This is a genomic window from Arcobacter caeni, from assembly GCF_003063245.1.
GTDB lineage: Bacteria > Campylobacterota > Campylobacteria > Campylobacterales > Arcobacteraceae > Aliarcobacter > Aliarcobacter caeni.
In genome coordinates, this window is sequence record NZ_MUXE01000009.1 from 72,196 (window position 1) to 86,064 (window position 13,869).

A 13,869-nucleotide genomic window follows, 5' to 3' on the forward strand; every position below is an offset into this window, starting at 1 on the left:
TTTAGTAATATCTCTTTTATAACTTTTACTTATTCTAAAATCTTAAAATTATCTTAAAATTATCAACTAAATAAAATAACTTATAATCATATTTTATGTTACAAATCTACTTATTCTTACACAATTTTTACACTACTTAAAAAGAAAAAACATTAATATCACACTTTTGTAAGTATAATCATTTACTTTTTCATGCACTATATTACTGCAATTAATAATTTAGTTCAAATGAAAAAGAGTGATAAACATATTTTGTTTATTATTTCAAAATGAGGGGAAGCAAAATGAATGACGAATTAGTCGAGCGAATTGAATCTAATCCAAAGTATAAAGAACTAGTTTCTAAAAGAAATGGTTTAGGGATTAAATTAGGTATTTTTGTAATCGTAATGTTTTATGCATATATATTAATTATTGCATTTAATAAAGAACTTTTAGCTACAAAAATTGGTGTTGGAGTTACTACAATAGCATTTCCTATTGCATTAGCAATTTTAGTACTTAGTTTTATCACAACTCTTATTTATGTAAGAAAAGCAAATGGCGAATTTGAAGATTTAACTAATGAAATTAAAAAAGATGTAAAGGGGCTAATCTAATGTTAAAAATTTTAGCGTTAATTTCAATCATAGCATTAACTTCTTTTGCAGCAGGTGATGCAACTTTTGAAGCAGCAAAAAGAGAACTAAATATTCCTGCGATTATTATGTTTTTTGTTTTTATTGCGGGGACTTTAGGAATAACTTATTGGGCTGCTAAGAAAACAAAATCTGCAAGTGATTTTTATACAGCAGGTGGAGGAATTACTGGTTTTCAAAATGGTTTAGCAATTGCTGGAGATTATATGTCAGCTGCAGCATTTCTTGGAGTATCTGGTCTTATTTATATGAAAGGTTATGATGGAGTAATTTATGCAGTTTCATTTTTAGTTGGATGGCCTGTAATTTTATTTTTTATGGCTGAAAAATTAAGAAACTTAGGTAAATTTACTTTTGCTGATATTGCAGCTTACAGACTTGGACAAAAAGAAATTAGAACCTTAGCTGCGTTTGGTTCTATTAGCGTTGTTGTTTTATATCTTATTGCACAAATGGTTGGAGCTGGAAAATTAATTCAAGTTTTATTTGGTATGGATTATGAATATGCTGTTATCATGGTTGGTGCATTAATGATTATTTATGTTACTTTTGGTGGGATGTTAGCTACTACTTGGGTACAAATTATAAAAGCTTGTTTATTATTAACAGGTGTTTCATTTATGGCGGTAATGGTTTTATATCACTTTGATTTTTCTTTTGAGTCATTAGCTGCTAAAGCTGTTGAAAATCACAAATCAGGTGAAGCAATTTTAAGCCCAGGTGGATTTATTACAGATCCTATTTCTGCAATATCTTTAGGTATGGCATTAATGCTAGGAACTGCTGGATTACCACATGTTTTAATGAGATTTTTTACAGTAGGAAATGCAAAAGAAGCTAGAAAATCTGTTGTTTATGCAACGGGATTTGTTGCATATTTTTGGGTAATTATTACTATTGTTGGATTTGGTGCAATTGCATTTTTAAATTCTGCTGATGGCGCACAATATTTTGTTGATGGAAAATTATTTGGAGGAAGCAATATGGCTTCTGTTCATTTATCACATATGTTAGGTGGAAATGCATTCTTAGGATTTATTTCAGCTGTTGCTTTTGCTACTATTTTAGCGGTTGTTTCAGGACTTACACTAGCAGGTGCTAGTGCTATATCTCATGATATTTATGCAAATGTTATTAATCCAGAAGCATCAGATGAAAAAGTTGTTAAAATTTCTAAAATTACAGTAATTATTATTGGTATTATTGGAGTTGTATTAGGAATAGCTTTTGAATCACAAAATATTGCATATATGGTAGGACTTGCATTTGGAATTGCAGCATCTGCAAACTTCCCAATTTTATTTCTTTCAATTTACTGGAGTGGATTAACAACAAGAGGTGCATTTATTGGTGGATTTATGGGACTAATTGCAGCTGTTGCACTTGTAATTTTAGGACCAAATGTTTGGGTTGAAATATTAAAAAATGAAAAAGCAATTTTTCCTTATGCTCACCCTGCACTATTTTCAGTAACCATTGCATTTGTTTCAATTTGGTTCTTCTCAAAACTTGATAATTCTCCTAGAGCTAAAAGAGAAAAAGAGTTATTTAGAGGTCAAAATGTTAGAGCAAATACTGGTATTGGTGCAGCTGGAGCTGTTTCTCATTAGTTATATAATTTATCAAAGGAAAATTTCCTTTGATAAATACACAAATCTTTCTTTTTCTTCGTATTTTCATAGAAGGTAATAATTTTCTTATTCATTTTTGGCTAAAATATACTCACAAAACCATTAAAAAGGGAAGCTATGAGTATACCAGAACAAGAATCTTTCATATCATCAATTCATCCATTTGAAAGCCTTACAATAAATCAACTAGAATTATTTGTTGAAAATATTGATATTGCTTATTTCAAAGAAAATGAGGTAATACAAAAACAAAATTGTGAACCTACTCATTTGTATTTCATATTAAAAGGTTTAATACAAGAAAAACAAGAAGATGAAGTACTAAGTTTATATTCAAAAAACGAGATTTTCGATTCTATTTCATTAATTGAAAACTACTCTAAAAATGTCTTTATAACAGTAGAAGAAACTATTTGCTACATATTACCAAGAGATATTTTTATAAAAACTTTACATGAAAACTCTACATTAAAAAACTATTTTTTCCAATCTATCTCAGAAAAAATAAGTAATAATATTAACAACGAAAATAATAAAGAGATGGCTAATATTATGGTTGCAAAAATAAAAGATGCAAAAATTCACAAAGCCGTAATTATTGATACAGAAAAAACAATATTTGAAGCCGCATCAATTATAAAAAAAGAAAAAGTTCCTACAGTTTTATTAAAAGATGAAAAAGGTGAAATGTATATTGTAACTGATTCTGATTTTAGACAAAAAGTAATCCTAAATAGAATGGATTTTGATGATAAAGTTATAAAAATTGCTTCAAAAGGTTTAATTTATGTAAATGAAGATGATTTTTTATTCAATGCCCAACTAACAATGGCAAAACATGGACTTAAGAGAGTAGTAGTTCAAAATGATAAAAAAGAGATTGTTGGAATCTTAGATCAAATTTCATTATCATCATTTTTTGCAACAAATACATTTTCTGTTTCAAATCAAATTGTAAAAGCAGAAACACTTGAAGAGTTAAAAGAAGCATCTTTATCATTTATAAAAATAATCAGATCATTAAATGCAAAAGGCGTTAAAATTGAATTTATTGCAAAATTAATTAATCAATTAAATAAAAAATTATTAGATAAATTATATGTAATGTTAGCACCTGAAGAGCTTTTAGGAAAATCTTCTTTAGTTGTAATGGGAAGTGAAGGAAGAGGTGAACAAATCTTAAAAACAGACCAAGATAACGCACTTATTTTAGAAAACGACTGTACTATTAGTGATGAAAAACTTCAAGAATTCACAACTAGATTTACTGAAACTTTAGTTGATTTTGGTTTTCCTAGATGTGAGGGAAATATTATGGTTTCAAATCCATATTGGTGCAGAAGAGAATCTGATTTTAAAGATTTAATTTTTGAATGGGTAACGCAACCATCACCTGATAATTTTATGAATATTGCAATTTTTTATGATGCGGTTAGTGTTTCAGGAGATAGAGCATTAATTCTTAGATTAAAAGAATATTTATTTAAAATTATTGATAATTCTCAACAATTTAATTCTCATTTTGCAAAAATAATATCAAGTTTTGATGTTCCATTAGGATTTTTTGATGGATTTGTTTTTAATAGTAAAGACAATAAACATAAAAATGAATTAAACATCAAAAAAGGCGGTATTTTCATAATTGTACAAGGAATGAGATCACTTAGTTTGGAACACAAACTATATAATACTAGTACTGCAAAAAGAATAAAAAGATTAAATGAATTAGGTGTAATTGAAACTGAACTTGCTAATGAGATAACAATGGCATTTAATTTTTTAACTAACATAAATCTAAAATCAAATTTAGAGAAATTAGACAAACAAGAAGAAGTAGATAATTATATTAACCCAAATACTTTAAATACAATGGAAAAAGATTTATTAAAAGAGTCATTTAAAATTGTAAATAAACTAAAAAAGAAATTAGAATTTCACTTTAAGTTGAATTATGTTTAGAAATATAATTCAATATTTTAATAAGAAAAATTTAAAAGACAATAAATATGAGTTCTTATTTGATAAAACATCAAATGATGAATATGTATGTTTTGATTGTGAAACAACAGGATTAAATCCTAAAAAAGATGATATTGTTTCTATTGGTGCGGTTATTATTAAAAATAATACAATTATCTCAAGTAAAAGATTTGTAAAATTTGTAAAACCAAAAACAAAACTTCAAGCTGATGCAATCAAAATTCATCATATTAGAGTTTGTGATTTAGAAGATGCTGAGGACATAGACACAGTAATTGAAGAGTTTTTAAATTTTATTGGAAATAGAACTTTAGTTGGATATTTTTTAGAATTTGATGTTGCAATGATTAATAAATATATAAAGCCAAAATTAGGGATTACTCTTCCAAATAAATTACTTGAAGTTTCTGCAATTTACCATGATTATAAAATTGAAATAATACCTCAAGCAAATATTGATTTAAGATTTAATACAATCATGGAAGAATTGAAAATTCCAAGTTTAGGAAAACATGATGCATATAATGATGCAATTATGACTTCAATGATTTTTATAAAACTAAAAAATTTGCCAAAAGTAAAAATAAATTAAAAGGAAAAAATAAATGTTAGTATTTGTATTAAACGCGGGATCATCTTCTTTAAAATATCAATTAATAAACGCAAAAACAGCTGAATTAAAAGCTAGTGGATTAGTTGAGAGAATTGGTATAGATGGAATTTTAAAACATGAAGTTGGAGAAAACAAAAAATTAACTTTTGAATTACCAATTCCCACACATAAAGAAGCTATTGAATTAGTACTTAGAATTTTAACTAATGACGAAACTAAAGTTATAAATTCAATTAAAGAGATTCAAGCAATTGGACATAGAGTTGTACACGGTGGAGAATTTTTCAAAGAATCTACAATAGTTACAAAAGATGTTATTGAAAAAATTGAACAATTAGTTCCCCTTGCGCCATTACATAATCCTGCAAATATTATGGGAATAAAAATTTGTCAAGAATTAATGCCAAATATTCCAAATGTTACTGTATTTGATACGGCATTTCATCAAACTATGACAAAAGAAAACTATTTATATGCTGTTCCTTATGCTGATTATACAGAACATCATTTAAGAAAATATGGATTTCATGGAACAAGTCATTATTATGTTTCAAATGAAACCATTAAAATCTTAAATAAAAAAGATTCAAAAATTATCGTATGTCACTTAGGAAATGGTTCATCTGTTTGTGCAGTTAGAGATGGAAAATCTATTAGTACATCAATGGGATTAACTCCACTTGAGGGATTAATTATGGGAACAAGATCAGGAGATATTGATGCTGGTGTTATTCCATATTTAATGGAAAAGAAAAATTTAACTTCAAATCAGATTCTTGATTATTTAAATAAAAAATCTGGAATTTTAGGAATTTCTGGAATTAGTTCTGACTTAAGAGAAGTGATTAAAGCTTCAAAAGATGGAGATATGAGATCAAAAATTACTATTGAAATGTTGTGTAATAGAATCAAAAAATATTTATGTTCGTATGCTGGATTAATGGGTGGAGTTGATGCGATTTGTTTCACTGCTGGAATTGGTGAAAATTCTGATTTAATAAGAGAAAAAGTTTGCCATGGTTTAGAATTTATGGGAATTGAACTTGATGTAGAAAGAAACAGAGTAAGGGAATTAGGAAATAGAGAAATTAGTAAAAAAGATTCAAAAACAAAAATCTATATTATTCCAACAAATGAAGAATTAGTAATCGCAAAAGACACATATAATTTAGTAAAATCTAAATAATTTGTTACAAATTAGAAAATATTAAAAAATTGTAAGCTATGTACAAATATTGTACATAGCTTACCTAATTATCCCCTTTTAAATCTATCCTTTCTCCAATATATTACAATTTTGCACAAATTCATTTTTTTTTCATAATTATGTACTTATTATGTACTTTTTTTGAAATATCCTATAAAATTTTACTTAGTAAGATTATAAAACATTGCTATGTTAATGCTATGTTTCTAAATTATAATCTTTCAAGAAAGTTTAAATTAGAAAGGATTACTAAAGATGGGTTTAATTGAAAGCATTAAAGAAAAAGCAAAATTAAAATTAAGAACTATCGTTCTTCCAGAGCCTGAAGATGAAAGAGTTTTAAAAGCTGCGCAACAGGTTATAGCAGAGAAAACAGCAAAAGTTGTTTTAATTGGTAATGTTGAAACTATTAAAGCAGATGCTGCTAAATGCGGAGCTAATATTGATGGAGCAACTATTATTGATCCTAAAAACTTTGATAATATTGATAAATACATTAATGAATTAGTTGAATTAAGAAAAGCAAAAAATCTTTCAAAAGATGAAGCTACTGAAATCATGACTACAGAACCTAGATTTTTTGGTTGTATGATGGTAAGACTTGGTGATGCAGATGGTTTAGTTGCAGGTTCAAACTCTCCAACAGCAGATGTTTTAAAAGCTGCTATTCAAGTTATCAAAACAGCTCCTGGAATTAATACTGTTTCTTCTACATTTATTATGGAAACAGCTGATGGTAAATTTGGTGATAATGGTTTAATTTTATTTGCAGATTGTGCTGTTATTCCTGAACCAAATGCTGAACAATTAGCTGATATTGCATGTGCAACAGCAGCAACTGCTGCTAGTGTTGTAGGACTTGAGCCAAGAGTTGCTATGTTATCTTTTTCTACAAAAGGAAGTGCGAAACATCCTTTAGTTGATAAAGTTCAATTTGCATGTGAAATTCTTGAAGATAGAAATGTTAACTTTGCTTTCGATGGTGAATTACAAGCAGATGCTGCTATTGTTGAAGCAATTGGAGCTAAAAAAGCACCAGGTTCAAAAGTAGCTGGTCATGCAAATATTTTAGTATTCCCTGATTTACAATCTGGAAATATTGGATATAAACTTGTACAAAGATTTGCAGGTGCTGAAGCTCATGGACCAATCGTTCAAGGATTAAATCAACCTGTTAATGATTTATCAAGAGGTTGTTCAGTTGAAGATATAGCAAACTTAGTTGCAATTACAGCAACTCAAATCAAATAATTTAAACACAAGAAAAAGGAAATATAATATGTTAGTATTTATTTTAAATGCAGGTAGTTCATCTTTAAAGTATCAATTAATGAACCCAATTACAAAAGAAGTTTTTGCAGTTGGTCTTTGTGAAAGAATTGGATTAGATGGTATTTTAAAACATGAATTTGGTGATAATAAAATTACATTAAATGTAGCAATGCCTACACATAAAGAAGCTATAGAATTAGTTTTAAGAACATTAACAAGTGGTGAAGGTAAAGTTATCGAGTCTATTGATGATATTGATGCAATAGGACACAGAGCCGTTCATGGTGGAGAAGAATTTGCATCTTCTGTTATGGTTTCTCAAAAAGTTATTGATAAAATGAAAGAATTAATTCCATTAGCTCCATTACATAATCCTGCGAATATTATGGGAATGGAAATTTGTGAAGAATTAATGCCTGGTAAACCAAATGTTGCTGTATTTGATACTGCATTTCATCAAACAATGCCTGATTATGCTTATATGTACGCATTACCTTATGAACAATATACTAAACATGGTATTAGAAAATATGGTTTCCATGGAACTAGCCACTACTTCGTTTCAAATGAAGCAAAAGGAATGTTAGACAAAAAACATAATACTAGAATTATTGTTTGTCATTTAGGAAATGGTTCTTCTGTAAGTGCTGTTTTAAATGGTAGATGTATTGATACTTCTATGGGTCTTACTCCTGTTCAAGGTTTAATGATGGGAACAAGATGTGGAGATGTTGGTGCTGGTGCTGTTTCATATATGATGAAACAAGAAGGTCTTGATATTGACCAAATTATGGATATTATGAATAAAAAATCTGGTATTTTAGGAATTTCTGGAAAATCATCTGATTTAAGAGAAGTTTTACAAGGTATGCAAGATGGTGATGATAGATGTAGATTAGCTGTTGAAATGGTAGCTTATAACATCAAAAAATATGTAGGAGCTTATGTTGCTGCACTTGATGGTGTTGATGCATTATGTTTTACAGGTGGAATTGGTGAAAACTCAGCGTTAATCAGAGAAATCGTTTGTGCAGGTCTTGATGGAATGGGATTAATTATAGATCCTACTAAAAACAACAAAAGAAGATCAGTAGCTAGAGATATTGCAACAAATAGTTCAGCTGCTAGAATATTTGTTATTCCTACAAATGAAGAGTTTGTAATTGCAAATGATACATATAAAATTGTATCTGAATTAAATTCTTCAAAATAAAAAAGGTAGAAGTTAAAAACTTCTACCTTTTTTTATTTCTTCTTAACCCTTAAAAATACTACAAAATCTAATAAGCTTTTAATCCACTTACAAAATTCATACTAATATTCGTTACAGCTTCACTAATTAATTTATTCATAAATTTTTCAAATTTATCTTCTTTTTTCCATACTGGATTTTCTACTTTTGATAAACTTATTAAACTATTTTGTGCATAAGAAAGAGTTGCAACCTCATCAACTAAACCAACTTCTTTTGCTTGTTTAGAAGTAAATATTTTTGCATCTGCAAATAAATTATGATTTTTTACATCCAGATTTCTAGCACTTGCAACATCTGTTATAAACATATTATAAGTATCATCGATTACACCTTGAAGTTGTTTTTCTTCATAATCAAACCATTTTCTAGTTGGTGTTCCTGATTCTTTATACTTCCCTGCTTTTACAGTTTGTGTTGAAATTCCTATTTTTTGCATTAGTTCTTCAACATTCACACCTTGCATAATAACACCAATTGAACCCACCATACTTCCAGGGTTTGCAATAATTTTATTTGCCCAAATTGAAGCATAATAACTTCCACTGGCAATCACACCACTTGCATATACAACAACTGGTTTTACCTCTTTTAACTCTTTTATTGCGTAAGCTAATTCAACCGATGGAGCAACAGCACCTCCTGGAGAATTTACAACAAATAAAATACCTTTTATATTTTTATCTTCTTTTGCTTTTTGAATATCTTCTAATATTTTTGAAACATCCATTATTGGACCTGATAATTCTATTTTTTGCAGATTTGCATGAATACTACTATCAACTAAATTTTCATCTGATGGAACAATTATAAAATACATAATTGTTAAAAAAACTATTGTTTTAAAATATTTAGTAATAAAATCCAAAATAGCTATTATTGGTGAAAACATAAACTTAAAAAAATTAAACAAATTCTCCTCCTATTATTACTTTATCCATAAATTTTGTATGCAAAATAATTTGCATAGCTAAATCATCCATATCTTCGACTTCGTCTGGCAAAGTAAAAGTTATCATATCTGAATCAAAATCTTTTTTGATTTTTCCTTTATTTAATCCAAGTGCATTTGCTGCATTTGAAGTTGCAGCTTTTAATAAAATATTTGAAAAATCAACAATATTTTTATCACTATGAATCATTAAAACATTTCTTAGTTCATCAAACATTGATAAAGAATTATTAGAACTAAGCCCATCTGTTCCTATTGTAAAAGGAATATCTTTTAATCTTGATAAATCTAATTTACTATTATTTAAAATTCTATTTGAAGTTACACAATGATTAATACTTGCACCTAAATCTTTGATTTTTTCTAAATCTACATCACTCGCTTCCACACAATGAGTAAAAGAAAGATTTTTGATATTAGAAAATAGATTTAAAAACTCCATAGGTTTTGTAACTGCTTTTTCTTGTCCTAAAAAGTTTTTGAAAAAATCCAAAAAAGAACCTTCATCTTTGTGAAGCCAAGAAAACTCTTCAGGTGATTCTAAAAAGTGTGAACTAACGGCTAAATTTTCAGCACGAGCAAGATTTAAAGTTTCTCTTACTAAAAAAGGATGCACTGAATATGGTGAATGAATTGCAATTGCTGGTATAAAGTTTTTAGATTTTAATCTTTTTGCATTGTTCAATCTATCTTTAAAATCAGCAAATAAAGTATCAACCATATCACCTTTTGAACCTATTACTTCACAAAAAAATACTGTATTAATTGGACTTTTCACACAAGGTTCCATATCAAAAGAGTATGAAGAAATCGCTCCAATAGTTGTAGTTCCTGTTTTTTTCATTCTATCAAGTTTTGTGGAAATTAATTTTTTATCAGCTTTATTTATTAAATCATCTCTACTTTTAATTACAGAATTTAACCACGACATAAAATTACCATATTTTAAAGTTGTTGTATTTGAACTAAATTCTAAATGTACATGGGAATTTATAAGTCCTGGCATTAAAACTGAATTTTCTTCAAGTTTTAGTATTTCAATATTTGGATATTTTTTTTCTATATTAACTAGCGTATCAATTTCAAGAATTTTATCATCAAAAACAACTGCACCATTTTTAATGATACGATTGTTTTCATCACAAGTTACGATCCAATTTGCACTTATTATTTTCATCAATAATTATTAAGCGTTTTCTTGTTGTGCTTGTGTAACTGCTTTAATTTCACTAATTATTTGCATTAAAGCAATTAATCCCATATGATAACCAAAAGGTCCAAATCCTGAAATAACACCTGTTGAAGCACCTGCTGTTATTGATTTTTGTCTAAATTCTTCTCTTTTATAAATATTTGAAATGTGTACTTCTACAACTGGCATTGCAACTGCACTTAAAGCATCTTTTATAGCTATTGATGTGTGAGAATAAGCAGCTGGATTTATCATAATTCCATCAACAGTTCCTAAACATTCTTGGATTCTATCAATAATTTCACCCTCAAGATTTGATTGAAAAAATTCAACTTCAACTCCATTTTGTCCTGCAGCTGTTTTTAATTGGTCATGAATTTGTTCCAATCCCATTGAACCATAAATGTGTTGTTCTCTAATTCCTAACATATTCAGGTTTGGACCTTGAATTACGGCAATTTTCATATTATATTCCTTTTATAAATTTTAGGTAAGATTATAATAAAATTTATGTTAAACGATACCAAATTAAAGGCTTTTTATGAAAAACTTTATTCTGCAAAATGAGAATGCAATTTATTTTGAATGCAAATTTTCTTGTGACAATGTAATCTTCTTAAATCTAAATGATGAAAAATATTTTATAACAGATGCGAGATATGTTACTGAGGCTAAAGAATATGCAAAAAATTGTCAAGTTATTGAATCATCAAATCTAATAGAAACAACTAAAGAAATTCTAAAAAAAAATAAAATAAAAAAACTTATATTTGATTCAAATGATTTTACATATGCCACATACATAAAATTAAGTGAACATATAAAAACTCAATTTATAGAAAAACCAAACTTTTCAAAGCAAAAAAGAATTATAAAATCAGATAAAGAGATAATTTTATTAAAAAAAGCTGCAGTTGCTGGAAGAGATGGATTTAAACAATTAGCAAAATTTATTAGAAAAAATGGTCTTAATCAAAGCGAACAATTTTTATATTTTAAAGCTTTTGAAAAAATGAGTCAAAGTGGAAAACTTGATATTAGTTTTGAACCAATTGTTGCTATAAATGAAAATGCAGCAAAACCACATGCCCTTCCTACAAGCAAAAAATTAAAACTAAACGATTTAATTCTTGTAGATGCTGGAGTTAAATATAAAAGATATTGTTCTGATAGAACTTGTACAAGCGTTGTTGATTTTGAAAAATTTTCTTTTAAAAGAGGGCAAAACTTTAAAAATGATAAACATCAAAAAGTTTATGATATTGTTCTAAAAGCTCAACTAAATGCCATAGAAAAAGCAAGAGTTGGAATGAAAGCATCTGAAATTGACAAATTAACTAGGGATGTAATAGAAAGAGCTGGATTTGGAAAATATTTTATTCACAGCACAGGACATGGAGTTGGACTTGATATTCATGAATTTCCAAATATAAACTCAAAATCAGATGTAATAATTGAAGAAAATATGGTATTTACAATAGAACCTGGAATTTATTTACCAAATGAATTTGGTGTTAGAATTGAAGATACAATTGTAATGCAAAATGGAAAAGCTGTAATTTTATAAAAAATATACTTGACTTATTTAATAAGTTAAGTATTTTAAGAAGAAAAATGAAAAAAAAATTAACACAAAATCTAACACTTTTTTATACTGCTAATTTCCCTAAAAAGTTCAATGCTAGTTCAAGTAAAAAATATACTGTAACTATAGGAATTGGGGGAAATATTGGAAATACAAAAAAATTATTTGATAAATTAATCTTATGTTTAAAACAAGATTCAAGATTTACTTTACTTATGACTTCACCACTTTTAAGAAACCCTCCTTTTGGATTCTTGGAACAAAATGACTTTCTAAATGGTATAATTCGCCTCAAAACTAATCTTTGTCCTAATAGCTTTTTAAAAGTAATGCAAAGATATGAAAATAAATTCGGAAGAAAGCGATCCTTTCAAGATGCGCCTAGAACCTTGGATATAGATATAATATTTTTTGATAATTTAAAAATAAATACAAAAGATTTAATTATACCTCATAAAAATTGGGCAAGTAGAGAGTCAGTGATTATTCCTTTAAAAAGGATGTAATAATGAAAAAAAAAGTAATGGTTGGTATGAGTGGTGGAATTGATTCTTCGGTAACTGCTTATATGCTACAAAAAGATGGATATGAAGTTGAGGGTGTTTATTTAAAACTTCATAATAGAACTGATGGTTATCACGAAAGAAATTTAGGTTACATAAAAGATGTTGCTGAATTTTTAAATATTAAATACCATATATTAGACTTAGCTGATAAATTTACTGCTGAAATTTATGACTATTTCGTAGAAGCTTACCTTGAGGGAACAACTCCCAATCCATGTGTTAAATGTAATAAAAATATAAAATTCGGTGCAATGTTAAAATTTGCTCAAGATCATGCTGCTAGTTATTTAGCAACGGGACATTATGCAAAAACTGATGGTGAGTTCTTCTATGAAGCTGATGACAAAACAAAAGATCAAAGCTACTTTTTATCACAAGTAGATAAAGAAGCCCTTCCTTTTATGATGTTTCCTTTAAGTACCTATAAAAAAGAAGATATTGTAAAATTTGGAGCAACTCTTTCAGGTGTATATAAAAGAATCACAGAAAAAAGTGAATCACAAGAAATTTGTTTTGTTGAAACTGTTTATACAGATGTTGTAAAAAGACATGCAAATATTGATGTTCCAGGAAAAGTATTAGATGAAGAGGGAAATGTTGTTGGTGAGCATAAAGGTTATGCACATTATACAATAGGAAAAAGAAGAGGTTTTACAGTTCATGGAGCGCATGATCCTCATTTTGTAACAAAATTAAATCCTAAAGACAATACTATTGTAGTTGGTAAAAAAGCCGCATTAGAAGTAAATGAAGTAGTTGGAAAGAACCTAAATATGTTTATTGATGATATTGAGTTTTCTTGTAGTGTAAAACTAAGATACCGTTCAGTATCAACTCCTTGTCATATAAAAATTGAAGATGAAAAAGTCTATATAACTCTAGAAGAGCCAGCTTTTGGCGTTGCTGCTGGACAATTAGCTGTATTTTATGATGGACAAAAAGTAATTGGGAGTGCTTGGATTGAAAGTTCTAAATAAATCT

At 27.8% G+C, this 13,869-nt stretch carries 13 protein-coding genes; 10 read left to right on the forward strand and 3 right to left on the reverse strand.

Going from position 1 to position 13,869, the window contains the following annotated elements; genetic code table 11:
* The first annotated feature begins 284 nt into the window (after nt 1-284).
* The 7 genes from B0174_RS07460 to B0174_RS07490 all read left to right on the forward strand — a co-directional run bounded on the left by B0174_RS07460 (nt 285) and on the right by B0174_RS07490 (nt 8,554).
* Nucleotides 285-599, forward strand: coding sequence for a DUF485 domain-containing protein (locus B0174_RS07460; protein WP_108559238.1), 315 nt, complete (start codon nt 285-287; stop codon nt 597-599).
* Entirely contained in the window at nt 599-2,248 is a 1,650-nt protein-coding gene (locus B0174_RS07465; protein WP_108559240.1) for a cation acetate symporter, read from the forward strand. The genes B0174_RS07460 and B0174_RS07465 overlap by 1 nt, the downstream gene beginning before the upstream one ends.
* A gap of 138 nt (nt 2,249-2,386) precedes the next feature.
* The gene (locus tag B0174_RS07470) at nt 2,387-4,228 is read left to right on the forward strand and encodes a putative nucleotidyltransferase substrate binding domain-containing protein (RefSeq protein ID WP_108559242.1); all 1,842 of its coding nucleotides are present in this window, start codon (nt 2,387-2,389) and stop codon (nt 4,226-4,228) included.
* Entirely contained in the window at nt 4,221-4,841 is a 621-nt protein-coding gene (locus tag B0174_RS07475; RefSeq protein ID WP_108559244.1) for a 3'-5' exonuclease, read from the forward strand. The genes B0174_RS07470 and B0174_RS07475 overlap by 8 nt, the downstream gene beginning before the upstream one ends.
* A 13-nt stretch (nt 4,842-4,854) precedes the next feature.
* Complete coding sequence (locus tag B0174_RS07480; protein ID WP_108559246.1) at nt 4,855-6,048, forward strand: acetate/propionate family kinase; 1,194 nt, start codon at nt 4,855-4,857, stop codon at nt 6,046-6,048.
* 276 nt (nt 6,049-6,324) lie between these two features.
* Complete coding sequence (pta, locus tag B0174_RS07485; protein ID WP_108559248.1) at nt 6,325-7,320, forward strand: phosphate acetyltransferase; 996 nt, start codon at nt 6,325-6,327, stop codon at nt 7,318-7,320.
* Between the two features lie 28 nt (nt 7,321-7,348).
* Complete coding sequence (locus B0174_RS07490; RefSeq protein WP_108559251.1) at nt 7,349-8,554, forward strand: acetate/propionate family kinase; 1,206 nt, start codon at nt 7,349-7,351, stop codon at nt 8,552-8,554.
* Between the two features lie 67 nt (nt 8,555-8,621).
* On the opposite strand, the gene sppA is transcribed toward B0174_RS07490, so the two are convergent.
* Genes sppA through aroQ form a run of 3 tightly spaced genes read right to left on the reverse strand, consistent with a single transcriptional unit; the run spans nt 8,622 to nt 11,202 of the window.
* Nucleotides 8,622-9,506: a signal peptide peptidase SppA gene (gene sppA, locus B0174_RS07495; protein ID WP_108559253.1), complete on the reverse strand. Its 885-nt coding sequence runs from the start codon at nt 9,504-9,506 to the stop codon at nt 8,622-8,624.
* A complete protein-coding gene (mqnF, locus tag B0174_RS07500; protein WP_108559255.1) occupies nt 9,499-10,722 on the reverse strand; it encodes an aminofutalosine deaminase family hydrolase in 1,224 nt (407 codons plus the stop codon). Before mqnF ends, sppA begins: the two co-directional genes overlap by 8 nt.
* A gap of 9 nt (nt 10,723-10,731) precedes the next feature.
* Entirely contained in the window at nt 10,732-11,202 is a 471-nt protein-coding gene (aroQ, locus tag B0174_RS07505; protein ID WP_108559257.1) for a type II 3-dehydroquinate dehydratase, read from the reverse strand.
* 76 nt (nt 11,203-11,278) lie between these two features.
* Between aroQ and B0174_RS07510 the strand changes: the two genes are divergently transcribed.
* The 3 genes from B0174_RS07510 to mnmA are packed head-to-tail and all read left to right on the forward strand — an operon-like array spanning nt 11,279 to nt 13,865.
* Nucleotides 11,279-12,304, forward strand: a complete 1,026-nt coding sequence (locus B0174_RS07510) for a M24 family metallopeptidase (protein WP_108559259.1) — start codon at nt 11,279-11,281, stop codon at nt 12,302-12,304.
* A 47-nt stretch (nt 12,305-12,351) separates the two neighbouring features.
* Complete coding sequence (gene folK, locus B0174_RS07515) at nt 12,352-12,828, forward strand: 2-amino-4-hydroxy-6-hydroxymethyldihydropteridine diphosphokinase (RefSeq protein WP_108559261.1); 477 nt, start codon at nt 12,352-12,354, stop codon at nt 12,826-12,828.
* A 2-nt stretch (nt 12,829-12,830) separates the two neighbouring features.
* Nucleotides 12,831-13,865, forward strand: a complete 1,035-nt coding sequence (gene mnmA, locus B0174_RS07520; protein ID WP_205663507.1) for a tRNA 2-thiouridine(34) synthase MnmA — start codon at nt 12,831-12,833, stop codon at nt 13,863-13,865.
* Nucleotides 13,866-13,869 lie beyond the last annotated feature (4 nt).